At 58.4% G+C, this 15,764-nt stretch carries 18 protein-coding genes and 1 pseudogene; 10 read left to right on the top strand and 9 right to left on the bottom strand.

What is annotated here, in order from left to right:
- Nucleotides 1–35 precede the first annotated feature (35 nt).
- Nucleotides 36–1,805 carry a S8 family peptidase gene (locus A3OQ_RS20925; protein WP_161607280.1) on the bottom strand — a complete coding sequence of 590 codons (1,770 nt, stop codon included), beginning with the start codon at nt 1,803–1,805 and terminating at the stop codon, nt 36–38.
- A gap of 218 nt (nt 1,806–2,023) precedes the next feature.
- On the opposite strand from A3OQ_RS20925, the gene A3OQ_RS24765 reads away from it, so the two are divergent.
- From A3OQ_RS24765 to A3OQ_RS23285, 3 genes are all read left to right on the top strand, one after another.
- Nucleotides 2,024–2,314, top strand: a complete 291-nt coding sequence (locus A3OQ_RS24765; protein WP_020173304.1) for a hypothetical protein — start codon at nt 2,024–2,026, stop codon at nt 2,312–2,314.
- A gap of 149 nt (nt 2,315–2,463) precedes the next feature.
- Nucleotides 2,464–3,036: a sigma-70 family RNA polymerase sigma factor gene (locus A3OQ_RS0100085; protein WP_020173303.1), complete on the top strand. Its 573-nt coding sequence runs from the start codon at nt 2,464–2,466 to the stop codon at nt 3,034–3,036.
- A complete protein-coding gene (locus A3OQ_RS23285; protein WP_020173302.1) occupies nt 3,033–3,740 on the top strand; it encodes a hypothetical protein in 708 nt (235 codons plus the stop codon). Before A3OQ_RS0100085 ends, A3OQ_RS23285 begins: the two co-directional genes overlap by 4 nt.
- Nucleotides 3,741–3,809: 69 nt before the next feature.
- Here the strand turns inward: A3OQ_RS23285 and A3OQ_RS20915 are convergent, their stop codons facing one another.
- Entirely contained in the window at nt 3,810–4,112 is a 303-nt protein-coding gene (locus A3OQ_RS20915; protein WP_020173301.1) for a GCG_CRPN prefix-to-repeats domain-containing protein, read from the bottom strand.
- A gap of 234 nt (nt 4,113–4,346) precedes the next feature.
- On the opposite strand from A3OQ_RS20915, the gene A3OQ_RS0100070 reads away from it, so the two are divergent.
- The 3 genes from A3OQ_RS0100070 (at nt 4,347) to A3OQ_RS0100060 (ending at nt 6,375) form a co-directional block, all read left to right on the top strand.
- Nucleotides 4,347–4,907, top strand: coding sequence for a nucleoside deaminase (locus tag A3OQ_RS0100070; RefSeq protein WP_020173300.1), 561 nt, complete (start codon nt 4,347–4,349; stop codon nt 4,905–4,907).
- Nucleotides 4,908–5,108: 201 nt separating this feature from the next.
- Complete coding sequence (locus tag A3OQ_RS0100065; RefSeq protein WP_020173299.1) at nt 5,109–5,591, top strand: DUF2165 family protein; 483 nt, start codon at nt 5,109–5,111, stop codon at nt 5,589–5,591.
- A gap of 4 nt (nt 5,592–5,595) precedes the next feature.
- Complete coding sequence (locus tag A3OQ_RS0100060; RefSeq protein ID WP_020173298.1) at nt 5,596–6,375, top strand: YkgJ family cysteine cluster protein; 780 nt, start codon at nt 5,596–5,598, stop codon at nt 6,373–6,375.
- 74 nt (nt 6,376–6,449) lie between these two features.
- On the opposite strand, the gene A3OQ_RS0100055 is transcribed toward A3OQ_RS0100060, so the two are convergent.
- Nucleotides 6,450–7,310, bottom strand: coding sequence for a DUF2189 domain-containing protein (locus A3OQ_RS0100055; protein ID WP_020173297.1), 861 nt, complete (start codon nt 7,308–7,310; stop codon nt 6,450–6,452).
- A gap of 171 nt (nt 7,311–7,481) precedes the next feature.
- Nucleotides 7,482–7,676, bottom strand: a complete 195-nt coding sequence (locus tag A3OQ_RS0100050; protein WP_020173296.1) for a hypothetical protein — start codon at nt 7,674–7,676, stop codon at nt 7,482–7,484.
- 159 nt (nt 7,677–7,835) lie between these two features.
- On the opposite strand from A3OQ_RS0100050, the gene A3OQ_RS0100045 reads away from it, so the two are divergent.
- From A3OQ_RS0100045 to A3OQ_RS0100030, 4 genes are all read left to right on the top strand, one after another.
- Nucleotides 7,836–8,264, top strand: coding sequence for a CBS domain-containing protein (locus A3OQ_RS0100045; RefSeq protein ID WP_026595323.1), 429 nt, complete (start codon nt 7,836–7,838; stop codon nt 8,262–8,264).
- A 25-nt stretch (nt 8,265–8,289) separates the two neighbouring features.
- The gene (locus A3OQ_RS0100040; protein ID WP_020173294.1) at nt 8,290–8,472 is read left to right on the top strand and encodes a hypothetical protein; all 183 of its coding nucleotides are present in this window, start codon (nt 8,290–8,292) and stop codon (nt 8,470–8,472) included.
- Nucleotides 8,473–8,595: 123 nt separating this feature from the next.
- On the top strand, nt 8,596–9,114 hold the full coding sequence (fae, locus tag A3OQ_RS0100035; protein ID WP_020173293.1) for a formaldehyde-activating enzyme: 519 nt from the start codon (nt 8,596–8,598) through the stop codon (nt 9,112–9,114).
- A 184-nt stretch (nt 9,115–9,298) separates the two neighbouring features.
- Entirely contained in the window at nt 9,299–10,405 is a 1,107-nt protein-coding gene (locus A3OQ_RS0100030) for a linear amide C-N hydrolase (RefSeq protein ID WP_020173292.1), read from the top strand.
- Between the two features lie 116 nt (nt 10,406–10,521).
- Here A3OQ_RS0100030 and A3OQ_RS0100025 read toward each other — a convergent pair whose 3' ends face one another.
- The 5 genes and pseudogenes from A3OQ_RS0100025 to A3OQ_RS24580 form a co-directional block, all read right to left on the bottom strand.
- Entirely contained in the window at nt 10,522–11,466 is a 945-nt protein-coding gene (locus A3OQ_RS0100025) for a DUF5677 domain-containing protein (protein ID WP_020173291.1), read from the bottom strand.
- 114 nt (nt 11,467–11,580) lie between these two features.
- Entirely contained in the window at nt 11,581–12,387 is an 807-nt protein-coding gene (locus A3OQ_RS0100020; RefSeq protein WP_020173290.1) for an ABC transporter ATP-binding protein, read from the bottom strand.
- Nucleotides 12,388–12,539: 152 nt separating this feature from the next.
- On the bottom strand, nt 12,540–13,337 hold the full coding sequence (locus A3OQ_RS0100015) for an ABC transporter permease (RefSeq protein WP_020173289.1): 798 nt from the start codon (nt 13,335–13,337) through the stop codon (nt 12,540–12,542).
- Nucleotides 13,338–13,548: 211 nt separating this feature from the next.
- On the bottom strand, nt 13,549–15,030 hold the full coding sequence (locus tag A3OQ_RS0100010; RefSeq protein ID WP_020173288.1) for a phenylacetate--CoA ligase family protein: 1,482 nt from the start codon (nt 15,028–15,030) through the stop codon (nt 13,549–13,551).
- A gap of 199 nt (nt 15,031–15,229) precedes the next feature.
- Nucleotides 15,230–15,764 (bottom strand): annotated as a pseudogene (locus tag A3OQ_RS24580) (hypothetical protein); the annotation flags it as partial.

Genomic DNA, 15,764 nt, shown 5'->3' with positions numbered 1-15,764 from the left:
TCCGGGATCTGTTTTTTCGATATCGGCCTGCGTTCTTATTGCCGTGCGTTCGCTTCGGCGACCGTGTGGTCCTTGTCGCGCAGGATGGCGACCACGGCCACGGCTCTCGCGGCATCGCCGAGGCCCGAGCCGAAGTCCTGATTGGAACCGGGCGTGCCGAGTTCATGCGCCGTGTCCTTCAACACCCGGCGGATCGTGTCGGCTCCGAGGTCGGGTTTCTCGGCGAGGAGAAGCGCGATCATGCCGCTGACGTGAGCGGCCGCGATCGAAGTCCCCGAGCTGAATTGATAGCTGTTAGACGGAGCGACCGAGATAATATCCACACCCGGGGCGGCGACCGAGATGTAGGAGCCATGGTTCGCGGCGCTGAGCAATTTGTCGTCGCGATCCGTCGCCGTCACTGCGATGACATTCGGGTCGGCCGCGGGATAGGCCGGCGCAGCCGTCGGACCTTCATTGCCGGCCGCGGCCACGAGGATCATGTCCTTGCGATGCGCCGAGCTGATCGCCAGCGCAAGCAGCGGATCGTAAGCGCCCGCGAAGCTCATATTGACGATTCGCGCATGATGCTCATAGGCCCAGTTCAGGCCATTGATGATATTTACGGTCGTGCCGCCAGGGCTGCTATTGCCGCTGAAAGCGCGGATGGCGAGAATTTTGGCCTGAGGGGCCGCCCCGACGAGCGCGCCATGGGCGCTGATCGCGCCTGCCATCGCGGTTCCATGCGCACTGGCTTGCATGTCGCCGCCGATCGCGTCGTATTGATCGACAACTGAGCCTGCAAGGTCGGGGTGATTTTCGTCGATGCCGGTGTCGATGACGGCGACAAGCGCCTGATCGCCTTCGGTCACGTGATGCGCTTCCGTCAGATGCATCTTCGTCAGCGCATATTGTGCGCTGGCAAGGCCCTGCGAACCTGTCTCCATGCCATCCAGCTTGAAGACGTAGTTCGGCTGAGCCCAGGTGATCTGCTGTTCGGTTTCAAGATCGTGGATCACGTCTGCGACCGGGCGATGATCGGAAATCCGATAACAGTTCATGGTACCGCCGCCGATCAAGGCGGTCGGTTTCGAGAATAGCGGAACGAGATTGTGCCGCCGCCCGATCGCTTCCGCGAGTTCGGGAGATCCGCTGACGGTGAACATGACCTCATCCCGCACGAAGCGCTTTTCGCTCGCGTTCGGAACGCCGCTTCGCGCCCGCAGGATGGTGGGTTGCGGCTGATTTTGTGGCTGCTGCTGACCGCCGTTTTGGCGCGGCAGATTCACCGTTTGCGCATCGGCGTAAGTGGTTGGATGCGACGGCGTATAAATCGGCGTCTGCGGCTGGCTATAGATGGGCGCATCATTACCGCCGCCGTAGACCGGGTGGTGCCACGGTGGGCGATGTGTGCCACGGCCCGGATCTTCGCCGCGTGGAGGATGACCGCCCCAGGTCACGGGCTGCGATGGCCGCTGGTGAACCGGCGCGCGTTCTGCCGGACGGTAGGATGAAGATGGGTGGTCCCATCCCGAAGAATGACCTGAATAGTTGGCGTTGCGGCTGGAATTGCCATAGCCACCGTGGCCAAAACCACCACCATGACTATAGTAGCTGCCGCCATGACCAAAACCTCCGCCATGACCGTACCCGCCGCCGCCACCGAAACCGCCGCCGCCGAAGCCGCGCGCAGAAGCATCGGAAAAAGGCGCGGCGGTCATCAGAGCCGCGCAGACCAGGGCCAAGGCGGTACGGGCTGATGCGTGGCGCTTGCCGGTTCGGCCATCTCCCGGCCGGACACTTGGCAGAATTGGGTCTTGGCTCATAACGCGCTCCCCATCGATCATAGGGCCTGTCTCGCCCGTCTCCCGATAGGAGGATCATGCGGCGCCGGCAGGTCTGACGATGTGTCGAACGGCACAAGCGGAAGGTTTCAACGGCCCGAAAAAATCTCAAATGCGATTGAACCGGATCAAGCGAAGCCGCGACCCATGGATGTCCGGGCCGCGATCATGCCGACCCGATTAATCCACGGAGATTTACCATGTTCAATCGTTCGTTTCGCAATGTCGCGGCTGCTGTCCTTCTCAGCGCCACGGCCGCCGGTGCTGCTCTCGCGCCGACATCGGCCTCGGCCCATATGGGCGGGTTCGGCGGAGGCCATTTCGGTGGCGGCCACTTCGGCGGTGGCCATTGGGGTGGAGGCTTCGGCCACTGGGGCCACTGGGGTGGCGGCTGGGGCCATGGTTGGGGTCGCGGCTATTACGGCGCCGGCTATGGCGGCTGCTGGAAGCACTTCAATTCCTACGGCGAACTCGTCATTTCCTGCTACTGACATGACGTGACGCCCGGGAGAGGCGGGCGAAGCCATCAGACCCCCAGGCTTCGCCCGTCCTTGCTCCGCGCCGAGTCGCCAAAACCTTGCTTCGGCATCATGATGGCCTTGGCCGGTGGACATGCTGACGGAAGGGGTTTGGGAAGACGATGGCTGAAGGCAGCGACGATGCTTCGGATGAAGGGCTCATCAGGCGGATAGCCTCTGGCGACCGCCGCGCGATGCAAGTCCTGTATACGCGGCACAGCACAAGGGTTTTTCGGTTTCTCCAAAGGCTCGTCCACAACGAGACCAAGGCTGAGGATCTCATGAGCGACGTCTTCTTCGATGTCTGGCAGCAAGCCGGCCGTTTTGAAGGACGCTCGTCGGTCTCGACCTGGCTCTTATCGATCGCACGCTTCAAAGCTTTGTCGAGCTTTCGTCAAAAGCAGCATGAAGCGCTCGAACCCGAGACAGAGGACGCGCTTGAGGATGCAGCAGATAATCCGGAAGTCGTGCTGCAAAAAGCTTCAAAGGCCGATGCCTTGAAACTTTGCATCACGGCGCTTTCCGCGGCGCATCGTGAGGTGATCGATCTTGTCTATTACCACGAGCGCACCGTTGAAGAAGCAAGCGTGATTTTAGGAATTCCGGAAAACACCGTGAAGACCCGAATGTTTCACGCCCGCAAACGCCTTTCCGAACTTTTGAAACAAGCTGGCATTGATAGAGGTTGGCCATGAATGACGCGAAAAACGGGCAGCCGGACGATGCCGAGCTCTCGCCGCCCGAAGCTCTCCTGCCCTGGTATGCGACCGGGCGTCTTTCGGCGGAAGATCAAGCGCAGGTCGAAAGCGCGCTTGCGGCTGATGGTGAGTTGCGCCGGCGTCTTGCGCTTGTCCGCGACGAAGAAGCCGATACGATTGCCGTGAACGAAAGCCTCGGGCTGCCGTCGGGCGCCACGATGGACCGGCTCATGGCACGGATCGACGCCTACGAGGCCGAGCACCCGCGCCATGTGTCCATCGGTGAACGGGCGCTTAGCTGGGTGTCACGCATTCTATCGGGGCTGTCGCCGCGCGTTCTCGCCATGTCGGCCATGGCGGCCGCCGTCGTGATCTGCTTGCAAGCTGGTTTGCTCACGGGTCTTGTCGTCGACCGGCATGCCGGTGCGCATTACACGACCGCCTCTCTCGAAGAGAAGACCGAGAGCAACGGCACTTATGCCTTGATCTCTTTTGCAGGCTCCGTCTCGATGCAGGATGCGACGGCCTTTCTGGAGGCGCACCATGCGAGTCTGGTCGAAGGCCCAAAGCCCGGCGGCATTTATCGAATCAAGATCGCCGATGAAAAGCTCTCGGGCGACGCGTTGAATGCGAGGCTCGCTGCATTCCGGGCGGAGACCAAAGTGGTCGGCTTTATCCTGCCGGAGGCGGCAGCGCGGTAAAACAAAATCGGCGCGCTCGAATGCGCGCCGATAGCTCTTGCGAAACCACACTGGCCTCGTCTTATGGGCTTATTTCCAACCGCCGCCGGGCAGACGGCCGTGATAAGTGGTGTGGCGGCAATGGCCCCAAGGACCGCGCCACCAGCCGGGCGGGCAGCCCCAATGCGATCCCCAGCCCCAGCGTCCGCCTGGAGCGTAATTGCAGCCGCCATAGGGGCCGCGCCATCCGCCAGGACCGCAGCCCTGCGCGACATGCTCGATGTCGCTTGGCAGACCGAGGCCCGGATCAAAAGGAAGCGCATTGGCGGATATGGGCGCCACCAGCGCCGAAGCCAGAAAGACCGCGGCAATCGCGGTCCGTGATATAGACATTTGAAATCTCCCCAATCACCGATGGCGCTTTGCAACGCTATTGAAACCGGAGAACCGCCATTCTCGTCGGACCCGGGACGCCACGCCAATTTTTTTAAGTCTCGCTCCCATTCTTTGCCAGAGCGTTGTCGCAGCAGTACGGACATTCCGTTGAAAATGGTGCATCAAAACTAAAGGCTTTGAATATGAATCTCTGCTCTCATGTCATGATGCATCAAGCACAGGAGAAACAGCATGACGTTCGACGCTGAATCGGAAAAGCCAAAGAGCGCGATCAGTCGCCGCGCGGCAATGGCAGGTCTTGCGGCTGTTGCCGCCTCGGCCGCTTCGGAGGCCGATGCTGAAGCGGTCCAGACGCCCGTGATGCCCGACGACGAAAGGCTCATGCGCGAGGCGATCGCGCTCGCGGCGAAGGCCGATTTTCCTTTCGGTGCGGTGATTACGCGCGACGGTGTGGTCCTGGCGCGTGGAGAGAATATGGGCAAGCGGACGCATGATCCGACGGCGCATGGCGAGATGGTGGCGATCCGACGCTTTCTCGCCGAGCGCGGGCCCGAGGCGCTGAAAGGCACCACGCTTTACACATCGGGCGAGCCTTGCGTGATGTGCATGGGCGCGATCGTCTGGTGCGGGATTGGGCGCGTGGTTTACGCGGCCTCAGTGCCGCAGATCGGAAAATATCTGGGGCAGATCGACATTTCCTGCACGGAGATCGCGCAGCAGACGCCGTTTGAAAAGGTCGAGATCACCGGCGGCGTGCTCGCCGAGGAGGCGTTGAAGCTGTTCAAGTCGTAGTGTGCATCCCTTCTCCCTGTGGGAGAAGGTGGCCGGCCATAGGGCGCTGCGAAGCGACGCCCGTTGCAAGCAACGGGCTATGGCCGGCCGGATGGGGGGTACGATTTCCCTTACGTTTTGGCACATTGTAACCCCTTATCCGCCGCCTCCGGCGGCACCCTCTCCCACAGGGAGAGGATTGGCTCGCACCGTTGAAACCTTATGCTCATCCGCCTTTGCAAAATTGCTCTCGTCGCTACGGTCGCCGTCTTCTTCTGTCTCGTTGCGATCGAGAACGTCACCGATTACGGGGCCAACTGGGTCTTCGTGCAGCATGTGCTCGCGATGGACACCGTCTTTCCCGGCAACACGCTCAAATGGCGCGCGATCACGGATGAGCGGATCGCCGCTGCGGCCTATTGGCTGATCATCGGCTGGGAGATTTTGACGGCTGTGACTCTTACGCTGGCGAGCGTGGTTCTGCTCGCCGCCTGCCGCGACGCTGGGCGTTTCGCGCAAGCCAAGCCCTTGGCCGTCCTTGGCCTCACCTTCGGGCTTTTGCTCTACGGCCTCGGCTTCACCACGATCGGCGGCGAATGGTTCATGATGTGGCAGTCGACGACCTGGAATAGTCTCGACAGCAGTGCCCGCTTCACGCTGCTCAACGGCCTCGTGCTCTTGGTGCTGCTGCTGCCGGAGGGATAAATAGATGGGTGAAGTGGAGCCCAGTGAGGCGGAACAAGCGGGATCCTTGGATGATCCCGCATTTCAAAAGGCCGTTTTCGAGCAGGCCTATCGTCAAACATGCCTGCAGTTGGACGGCGGCGGAGGCATCGCAACGCTCAGCCAAATCACCAAAGGCAGGAGCGAAGCGATCGACGAAGTCGTGGCGGATTTCGCATCGGAGAAGGGGGCCGAATGCGCATCCGGATGCAGCTTTTGCTGCCACCAAATGGTTCTCTCTACGCCATTGGAGATTTTCGGCATCGCGCGCTACATTCTCGATGCGAAGTCAGAGACCGAGATCGCGAGACTTAAAGAGCGGCTTGCGACGCGCGCAATGCTCCCTCTCGACGTGCAAAGCCGCCATGGAGCCGACAAGCCTTGCCCGCTGCTCGAAGACAATCGCTGTTCGGTTTACGAGCACCGCCCTTCGCTCTGCCGCACGATGCTTTCGACCTCGCGCAGCGCTTGCGAAACAAGCCTGACCTCCCAGGAGCAAAGAGTACCCTTTATCGCCGAGCCCGTCGTCATCTCATTCCTGATGCAATTGGGAATCGATTACGCCCTGATCAAACTGAAAGGCCTTTCGACAGAGAAGGTCGAACTGAGCCGCGCCTTGCTCATCGCGCTTGCGGATTTCGAGCCCGCGTTTCAAACCTGGATCGATGGAAGGGAAGCCTTCCCGGACTGTCATGTCGAAACGGGCAGCGGACCCTCCAACAGCGATTTGGCCGAGAGCGCGGCGGCGCAATGCGGCGTCACCTAGAGCGGGATAGGCACAATCACGTTACGCAATCTGCGTAATGTGATTGTGCTTGATGGAATCGGATTAAGCGCCATTCACCGAACGATCTTGCGGTAGAGATGCCATGTGGCATGGCCAAGCACGGGCATGACCACGATAAGCCCAACCAAGGCCGGAATCGTTCCCAGCACCAAAGCGCTCATGACGATGAGTCCCCAGATGAGCATGGGCACCGGATTGATGAGCACCGCGCGAATCGAGGTCTCGATCGCGGTCGATATGCTCACATGCCGATCAAGCAGCAGAGGAAAGGACACGGCGCCGATCGCGAGCACGACCAAGGCAAACACGGCGCCGATCCCAACGCCTATGCCGATGAATGTCCATCCAGCGCTTGTCGTAAAGACCTCCGTCGCAAAGGCCGGGATCGAGGTCGGTATGGCCGGACCGAGAGTCGCCTGGTAGATCACCAATGCCGCTGCCAGCCAGAGAACGAAGATGCCGCTCAGGAGCAGACCGAGTTTGATGATCGAGGCGATGGACGGGGAACTGAACACGCCAAACGCGTCCGTCCACGAGACGGGTTTCCCTTGCTCCTGGCCCCGGCTCATCTCATAGAGGCCGGCCGCCGCGAATGGACCGACGAGCGCGAAGCCGAATATGAGCGGCAGCAACAGGGGCAACGCGCCGAAGCTCAACGTCAGGTTTGCGAGAACGAGGCCGATCAAGGGAAAGATCAGGCAAATGAAAATGACGTCGGTCCGATAACTCGCAAAGTCGTGGAAACCGCTGAGCAAGGCGTCTTTGACATCGGATATCGCTATGCGCCGGACTTGCGGTTGCGCGCGGTCGAAGCTCTCGTCTGTGGGATGAAGCGCATAGCCGACCGATTTCAAGGCATGAGCCGTCAGCTCAATGTGATCAACGCTCCATTCGATAGGATTTCGGATCGTCATGTCGATTCCTCCGAAGCTCTGAATTAAAAGAGGTCGCCGTCACCACGGGACAACGCATTATCGCCGACCGAAAGCGTGACGCGACCAGCATCATAATAATGTAGGCTCATTACCCGTCGTGTCATCTGTCATGTGATGCTTGCCGGCTGTTTTGATCTCACATCCAAAGCTTCACCGCTGCTCATGTTCAAGGAAGTGCAGGCGGAATTCATCGGGCACATATTCGGCACCATCACCGTCGGTGATCGTCACGACAGTCGCGTCGGTCATGAGCAAGGCTGAAGCTTGCTCGAAAGCAGCTTCTGACGTGTCGCATGTTTTAACGACGTCTCCATTTTCGCCCGTGGCTGTTACGATGAACTTCATGATGTTCGCTCCACTGTCACACGAAAGAGCCCTTGATAGATGTGTGCGTGCGAACCAGATGATTCAATTGGGGCGGTGAAGTTCAGGAGTAGCATTTGCGTTGCATCGCACCCAGCCGGAGGCGGGCTGTTCTTTTGCTAGCTTTTGGAGTGTCTTCAAATGACAACCGTAAAGCAGTTGCTCGATCACAAGGGACGTGACGTTTTCTCGATATCTCCCGATGCCACCGTCTATGACGCGATCAAGAAGATGGCCGAAAAAAATGTCGGATCCTTGGTTGTGATCGACAATGGCGAGCTGGTCGGCATCGTAACCGAGCGGCATTATGCCCGAAACGTCGTGCTCAAGGGCCGGGCATCTCCGGCCACTCCAGTTCAAGCCATTATGGAAACGGATCTCGTCTATGCCGGGCCTGAGCAATCCGTCGAAGACTGCATGGCCATCATGACCGATAAAAAAGTGAGACATCTTCCGGTCATCGAAAACGATAGCTTGATCGGAATCATATCAATTGGGGATCTCGTTCAAGCGATCATCAGCCAGCAGAAATTCACGATCGAACAGCTTGAATATTATATCCATCGCTAAAACCCAGGAGGTTCCAGTGCATTTTATGGTTGGACTTAAGCTAGAAGGAAAGGCGGACCACATCGTCGTGGACGCCGAGGATGCACTTGTCGCCGCGCTCAAGGTGAAGACGGACCATCCGAAAGTTGTCATCATGTACGTCCGTCCGGAAAACCGGCGCGGCGATGCGCGGCATCCGCCGCATGCGCTCGCGGGAGCAATTCTTTAGACGCAGGAGTGCGGGACATCTTTTAGCGTCTTTGAACGTCCGAGAGCAAAGACCGCGCGGAATGCTGGCCTAACCGGATCGGTCAAACCGTTGCCAAGCGCCAAAGCAACAGAGGAGACTGAAATGGGTGCATTGAAGATCGATCGCGTTCTCATCGGGGAAGCACTCGTAGGCGACGGAAACGAGGTGGCCCATATCGACCTGATCATGGGTCCCAGAGGCAGCGCCGCCGAGACCGCGTTTTGCAACACGCTCACCAATCAAAAGCGGGGCGATAACGCGCTTCTTGCGCTGGTCGCGCCCAACTTGATGGCCAAACCGAATACGGTGATGTTCAACAAAGTCGAGATCAAGAATGCAAAGCAGGCGACGCAGATGTTCGGTCCTGCGCAGCGCGGCGTGGCAAAGGCGGTGGTGGACTCCGTCAAAGACGGAATTATTCCTTCCAAGGAAGCCGCGAATATATTCGTTTGTGTCGGGGTCTTCATCCATTGGGACGCCACGGACGATGCGAAAATCCAGGATTGGAATTACGCGGCCACTAAATTGGCAATTGTTCGCGCCGTGGCGGATGAGCCTAAAGTGGCGGATGTCATGAAGCAAGAGGATGTGATGCAGCATCCCTTGGCAGCCCACGTTTAAACGCATATTACACGGCGGGACGGCAGATAAGCTGACGTTGCCCGCGCATCGTCGCCATGCAGCGCCAACGAAACTTTGCAGCGCCAACAAAACTTTCTCAAATCCGACATGAATTGCAAAGGCGATTGGAAGGCTGTGGGGCAATACTCCCGCGCGATATTTTCCCATCCTCAGGAGCCAAGCCATGATGCCGCATGTATCGAAGCTCACCGCCTTGCTCCTCTCCACCGCATTGATCGCAGTTCCGGTGGCCGATACGGCCATCGCCTGCACGCGCACGCTGTTCGTCGGCGCCGACAATCTCGTTCTCACCGGACGCAACATGGATTGGGAAGAGGATATGTCTTCCAATCTCTGGGCCTTTCCGGCCGGCATGAAACGCGATGGCGCGGCCGGCGCCAAATCCATTCATTGGACGTCGAAATATGGAAGCATCACCACATCGAGCTATGAGATCGGTACCGGCGACGGCATGAACGAAAAGGGTCTCGTCGCCAATCTGCTTTATCTTGCGGAATCGGATTATGGAAAACCCGACCAGAGCAAACCCTTCCTCTCCATCGCCGCCTGGGGCCAATATGCCTTGGACAATTACGCCAATGTGAACGAGGCGGTCGAGGCGCTTGCGAAAGAGCCCTTCAACATATTGGCGCCGAGCATGCCCAATGGCGCGCAAGCCGTGTTGCATCTCGCTCTATCGGATTCCTCCGGCGATTCCGCCATTTTCGAATATGTGAAGGGCAAGCTGGTCATCCATCACGGCAAGGAATTTACCGTGATGACGAATTCGCCGGTCTATGATCAGCAATTGGCGCTGAACGCCTATTGGAAAGATATTGGCGGCGAGGTCTTCCTGCCGGGCACCAGCCGCGCCGCCGACCGCTTTGTGCGTGCCTCGTACTTTCTGGGCGCCATCCCCAAACAGGCCGATCCGCATTTCATCAAAAGCGTGCCGGACCGATCCTTCACTTATCAAGCCGTGGCGGAAGTCATGAGCCTGCAACGCGCCGTCAGCGTGCCGCTCGGCACGACCACGCCCGGCCATCCGAACATTGCGTCGACGCTGTGGCGCACAGTGTCGGATCAGAAGAACCTGATCTATTATTTCGACTCGGCGACACGGCCGAACACGTTTTGGGTCGAGATGGCGAAGCTCGATCTGAAACAAGGCGCGCCGGTGAAGAAACTCACTTTGGCGAACGGCGAGGTTTTTTCGGGCGAGGTCTCGGCCGACTTCAAACCCGCCGAGCCGTTCAAGTTTCTGCCAGCGTCAGAGAAGGGGAGTTATTGAAAATACGGAGCCCGGTCGATGCTAAGCCTCTACCCGCCGTTGGTTTCGCGTTCGGTCCAATCTCGGTTCGTTCGCACGCTAGAACCTAACTGGTTTAGCTGCGAATGGACTCCACTTCAGGACGATCCCTCGGCATTTCGCTTGAGATCTTCGACGGCAATGGCCTCCTGATAGATGTTCATGATATCCGACTCTGTGGCCCCGAAGAGTAGCAGGAAAGCTGACGATTCTTCACCGTCCTCAAGTGCGTATTGAATGTATGCACGCAGCGCTTGAAGTACGTTTTGACAAACGTACATAAATTGATTGATATGCGTGGCACAGTCGTGGTCTCTTATCCGGAAGGTCAAGGGGTTGGCATTTTCTTCCTCAAGATAGTGAAAGAGCAGGCTCGACCAAGTTCCATGAACATGATGAGATCCGATTTTTTGTGAGACGACATAGTGAATTCGATCTAGATTGAGTTCGCGCATTATAGCATCTACGGGAGGCATCTTTTTGGATTGACGAATCTGCTCTTCGGAAAGCTCTGACGAGACAATTTTGCCCTCTATTGAGTGGATCATTCGCCTTTCGATCGGTAGAATCTCGCCGCGGGTTTTGATATTGCTCTCGATCTGGTCACGGAACTCAATGTCAACCTTCAAAGAAGTCGCAAAATATTGTTTGAATTTCTCATCACGGGAATTCGTGCATAGCCACGACACGTTGAGAGCCGATTCAAATATGCACCTATCAATGATAGCGGTAGTCTCTCCAAAACGGCCCTCATGAGACAGCGCAATATTCGCGAGCATCAGGCGCGCGCACCGACTCAAAAGTCCTATCAATACATGATATTGGTTCGGCGCTATGGGGCGTAGGGCGGGTGAGTTGCGCTGGATGTTGGCGCAAAGAACGACAAGCAAGCCGACAAATTTATACCATTCGAAAAGAATGGGCATAAAATCCCCACTCCTGCGTGCTTCACTCCATTCTTCATCGGTAAACTTTGGCGCTTCCGGTATTATTGCAGGGGCCGTTTCGATAGGCTCAATCATTTTGTGGTCACCAACAAACATTGCGCATCTAACTATGCCATAGGGTATCGCCCTAACGCCATAGCAACGGTGACAGCCGCGCTGGGCGGAGCGCCAACGAAACCTCCTAAATCCGTATCAAAATTATCGAGCGAGCTAAATCCTCGCCAGCGCCTCATAAAGCGTCTCGCGGCCATAGCGGTGTTTGAGATCCGCCGTCGATCCCTGTTCGATGATTGCGCCGAAGCGCATCACGACGACAAGATCGCAGAGCCGTTCCACCTCCGCCATGTTGTGCGAGGTCATGAGGATCGTCGCATTGTGTTTCTTGCGATGCGCTTCCAGCTTTTGATGGATGAAACCGGCGCGCTCGGGATCGAGCGAGGCCGTCGGCTCGTCGAGCAGCAGAATGTCCGGCTCGTTCAACAGAGCCTTGGCGAGCGACACGCGGGTTTTCTGGCCGGCCGACAGGCTGCCGGTGACGCGGTCCATGATGTCGCAGAGATCGAATTCATGCGCGAGCTGCGCCAGCTTGGCTTTGACGTTCGGCACGCCATAGAGCTTGGCGAAGATCAGAAGGTTTTGCTTCACGCTGAGGCGTGCCGGCATATTCATATAAGGGCTCGCGAAATTCATCCGGCTCAGGACGCTATAGGGGTCGCGCGTCATGTCATGGCCGAAGACCATGACGCGGCCGGACGTGGGCGCGATCAGTCCCATGATGGTGAAGATCGTCGTCGTCTTGCCGGCGCCGTTGCAGCCGACGAAGCCGACCGTCGCGCCTTGCGGAATTTCGAGGCTGATGTCATCGAGCGCGCGGCAGGCCTTGTAATCCTTCACGACATGTTCGAGCACGACGGCCGGTTCGCGCGATGTGATATGTTCGGACGCGGTGCCCTCCGCGACGCGCCAGAAGGCGCCTCTCATTTCGAGGATCGTGGCTGTATTCACCGTGGTTTGCATTGTCGTGTACCTCCGACGTTTGACTTTTCATCACCCTCGCCCTTCGAGACATGCGCTGCGCGCATTCCTCAGGGTGAGGGTTCTCGGGTCTTGACCCCTCATCCTGAGGAGGCTGCGAAGCAGCCGTCTCGAAGGACGAGGGGTTCATTCGCTTATTCTCCGATCGAGACGAGCGCGCCTCTGCGGCGGGCACTGCGCAAGATCAAGATAAAAGTCGCGAGGCCGGCGCCGAGATAGATGATGTTCAGAGCGAAGGCCTTCAGCATCAGATCGCCACGAAAAGTCTGATCGATGATCGCGGCGCGCAGCCCTTCGAACACATAGGTCGGCGAAAGTGCCCAAGAGATCGGCTGCAGCCAATCCGGCAGAATCCATACCGGGTAATAGACGCAGCAGAAAGGCAGGAGCAGCATGACGAGCGACCAGGCGAGGCTTTCGGCGCCCATGCCGTAGCGCAGGACGAAACCGCAGACCGCGAGCCCGATCGCCCAGGCCGTCAGCACGAGATTGACGAAGAAGATCAGGAGCGCCAGACCGAGGCTGTAAATATTGAAATGGAAGAGCACGAGCGCAAAGAGCGAGACGGGCACCATGCCGATCAACAGACGCAGCACCGAGACGAGCATCAAGGAAGCGGCGAGTTCGATCGGGCGCAGTGGGCTCATCATGAGGTTTGCGATATTGCGCGACCAGATCTCTTCCATGAAGGAGACCGAGAAGCCGAGCTGGCCGCGAAACAGCACGTCCCAGAGAAGCACCGCGCCGACGAATGTGCCGGAGATCATCGCGAGCGAGGAATGATCTTCGCTGAGAAAAAGCTGGAGAAAGCCCCAGACCAGCATTTGCATCGCCGGCCAATAGACGAGTTCGAGAAGCCGCGGCCATGACGAGCGCAAGAGATAGCAATAGCGCAAGGTCATGGCGCCGATACGATTGAGCGAGCCGCTCATTTTCCTTCTCCCGTTGTACCAAACAGGGCGATGAATTCTTCCGCCGCCTTTGAATCATTGCTCTTTGAGTGTCTCATTCTTGGCCGTCATGGCCGGGCATAGCCCGTCGAAGGACGGGCGTTCTTCCGAACACCCTATGTCCCGGCCATCCAGGCACCGCCGATTGTTGTGCCTGGATGCGCGGATCAAGTCCGCGCATGACGGCGCCGCTTTATATCTCGCGGCGGATCGGGCGGCGCTTGCCGGTCTTGGCCGGGAAAGAGGCCATGACCTTGGCTTGCACTTTCACCTTGTGTTCGAGGCAGAGGCCGAGCAGATCTTCGAGATGCCCGACTGAGCCAACGATGACGTTTTCATCGACGCCTGCGCCCGGAATGAAGCGGGCTTCGACCACATCATGCGCCTTCTGGATGATTTCGAATTGCGCCAGGTTGATGCCGCAATCGAACATCCAGCGATAGGTGATGTCGAGCACGCTGCCCGCCGGGATCATGCGCCCATAGGCATTGATAAAGGCGTCGTTCATGCGCCCGTCGATGCTTTCAAGCTGCTTCCAGCTAATGCCGCAGGCATCGGGCCGTGCCGGCTCCGTGATGCAATCGCCCTGCATATAGCGGATGAAGGGCATGGCCTCGTTGAGGAGATTGGTGATCACCGCAAGTCCGGACTGGCCTTTGACCTGCGGGGCAAGCGTCACCGGATCGACGATGTCGAGCCGGACCGAATCCTCGCAGACATGATAATGGCCGCAGGGCAATTCGAGCGCGATGCGCGTCGCTTCTTCCGAGCTATATTCGTCGAGCACCGGGACGCCGAGCTTTTTCGCGGCTGCCTTGCGGGCGGCCGGCGCCGAATATTCCGAATGCGTTACCGCCAGCATGAGCGACGATTTGAATTCGTCGGCATAAGGCAAAAGCGACTCGAGGTTCGACGGATAGCAGGACAGAATCTTGGGCGCGAGATCCTTCAGATGTTTGGCCACGCGCTCCGGCGGAATGACGCTGGAGATGAAGGCGCCGGGATAGGCGCCGCCGATCGACGGGAACCACCAGGGGACCGTATAGACATGCGTCAGCAGGTCGGCCGGCCCGTATTTGAGTCCGCTCTGCAAAGCGAATTGGCGCACGCCCTGGATCGTGTCGGTGACGATCGCATCGGGATCGACGCGGATGAGAAGCGTCTGTCCCGAGGAACCCGACGAACGGGTGGGGAAGAGATCTTCCATCGCATAGCGCGGATTGATGCAGCGTCCCGGGAAAGCCGCGACGAGTTCGGGTTTGGTGATGATCGGGATGAGGTCGATGTCCGCCTCGCATGTGAGGTCGGACGGATGAAAGCCGGCGGCGATATATTTGTCGCGATAGACGGGAATATCCGCATAGGCCATCTCGACCAGATATTTGATGCGGGCGAATTGCTTGGCCTTAATGTCTGCCTGCGGCAGAAACGGATGCTGCATGCAAGGCCCGATGTAATGATCGAACGAATCCGAAAGGCTCGTCGTCATCTCGCCGGAGACGGAGAAATAGGCCGGGCGTGTCTGCTCGGACTCCCAGATTTCCAAGGGGTCGGCAAAACTCATCGCGGCATCATTGGATACGACGTCGGCGTGTTCGAAAGAGGTTCCGGCGGTTTGGATCTCTTCGAACATCGCGATGTCGGAGTCGGAAGAGAATTTATCCATCATGGTCATTGTCGTTCTCCCAAAAAACTGCGGCTCCGGCATCAGCACGAAAGAGCCTTCAATTCTTGGTCGTCGCTCATGCGTTCAAGGTTCACCCGCTGTATTCTTTCGGTTGGGCTATGCGTGCGAATTCACACACGCAGACATGACAAAGGCGGGCATCACGCCCGTCTTTATCTTTACGTCTCGTCTTATTCAGTGCCTGCGATCAGTATCCTTGTGCAACCGGCCTTTGCACAGGCACGGCGGCAGCTTCATTCGTGCATATGTCCTTGAACACGACATTGCCATCTTGGGTATATTCTTTCGTCAGGCAGTTGCAGTTGGGCGCAGCAGATGCGACCGCTTGTGTCGCAACGGCTTGTGTCGCGATCGCCGGTGCCGGCGCGCTGGCAACAACGGCCGCGGGAGCTGGCTGCTCGACGACCACCTGCTGCCGCGGAACATAGACCGGTGCCGGAGGCTGCTCGACAACCACTTGCTGTCGCGGGACATAGACAGGCGGGGGCGGAGCGACGACCACCTGCTGCCGCGGAACGTAAACCGGCGGCGGAGGAGTGACGACCACCTGCGGGCGTGGAATATAGACCGGCGTCTGCTGCACGACCGGCGGATAGGGCCGAATATAGGGGCGGCAGACATAGGCTGGGCAATTGCCGTTTGCGTAATGACCGCCATAGCCGCCCATTCCGTAATGGCCGCCATAGCCGCCGCTCCAACCGTGACCGCCCATTCCGATCATG

It is taken from the genome of Methyloferula stellata AR4 (assembly GCF_000385335.1).
In the GTDB taxonomy this organism is placed as follows: Bacteria; Pseudomonadota; Alphaproteobacteria; order Rhizobiales; family Beijerinckiaceae; genus Methyloferula; species Methyloferula stellata.
The sequence above is the reverse complement of the archived record's forward strand: the minus strand, read 5'-3'. Positions and strand labels throughout refer to the sequence as shown.

Excerpts from the sequence above, each read along its gene's own strand:
- A3OQ_RS20915 (WP_020173301.1), bottom strand. The coding sequence starts at position 4,112 with ATGTCTATATCACGGACCGCGATTGCCGCGGTCTTTCTGGCTTCGGCG.
- A3OQ_RS20925 (WP_161607280.1), bottom strand. The coding sequence starts at position 1,805 with ATGAGCCAAGACCCAATTCTGCCAAGTGTCCGGCCGGGAGATGGCCGA.
- A3OQ_RS23285 (WP_020173302.1), top strand. The coding sequence starts at position 3,033 with ATGAATGACGCGAAAAACGGGCAGCCGGACGATGCCGAGCTCTCGCCG.
- A3OQ_RS24765 (WP_020173304.1), top strand. The coding sequence starts at position 2,024 with ATGTTCAATCGTTCGTTTCGCAATGTCGCGGCTGCTGTCCTTCTCAGC.
- A3OQ_RS0100040 (WP_020173294.1), top strand. The coding sequence starts at position 8,290 with ATGGTTGGACTTAAGCTAGAAGGAAAGGCGGACCACATCGTCGTGGAC.
- A3OQ_RS0100070 (WP_020173300.1), top strand. The coding sequence starts at position 4,347 with ATGACGTTCGACGCTGAATCGGAAAAGCCAAAGAGCGCGATCAGTCGC.
- fae (WP_020173293.1), top strand. The coding sequence starts at position 8,596 with ATGGGTGCATTGAAGATCGATCGCGTTCTCATCGGGGAAGCACTCGTA.
- A3OQ_RS0100060 (WP_020173298.1), top strand. The coding sequence starts at position 5,596 with ATGGGTGAAGTGGAGCCCAGTGAGGCGGAACAAGCGGGATCCTTGGAT.
- A3OQ_RS0100020 (WP_020173290.1), bottom strand. The coding sequence starts at position 12,387 with ATGCAAACCACGGTGAATACAGCCACGATCCTCGAAATGAGAGGCGCC.
- A3OQ_RS0100050 (WP_020173296.1), bottom strand. The coding sequence starts at position 7,676 with ATGAAGTTCATCGTAACAGCCACGGGCGAAAATGGAGACGTCGTTAAA.
- A3OQ_RS0100025 (WP_020173291.1), bottom strand. The coding sequence starts at position 11,466 with ATGTTTGTTGGTGACCACAAAATGATTGAGCCTATCGAAACGGCCCCT.
- A3OQ_RS0100030 (WP_020173292.1), top strand. The coding sequence starts at position 9,299 with ATGATGCCGCATGTATCGAAGCTCACCGCCTTGCTCCTCTCCACCGCA.
- A3OQ_RS0100065 (WP_020173299.1), top strand. The coding sequence starts at position 5,109 with ATGCTCATCCGCCTTTGCAAAATTGCTCTCGTCGCTACGGTCGCCGTC.
- A3OQ_RS0100010 (WP_020173288.1), bottom strand. The coding sequence starts at position 15,030 with ATGACCATGATGGATAAATTCTCTTCCGACTCCGACATCGCGATGTTC.
- A3OQ_RS0100085 (WP_020173303.1), top strand. The coding sequence starts at position 2,464 with ATGGCTGAAGGCAGCGACGATGCTTCGGATGAAGGGCTCATCAGGCGG.
- A3OQ_RS0100015 (WP_020173289.1), bottom strand. The coding sequence starts at position 13,337 with ATGAGCGGCTCGCTCAATCGTATCGGCGCCATGACCTTGCGCTATTGC.
- A3OQ_RS0100055 (WP_020173297.1), bottom strand. The coding sequence starts at position 7,310 with ATGACGATCCGAAATCCTATCGAATGGAGCGTTGATCACATTGAGCTG.
- A3OQ_RS0100045 (WP_026595323.1), top strand. The coding sequence starts at position 7,836 with ATGACAACCGTAAAGCAGTTGCTCGATCACAAGGGACGTGACGTTTTC.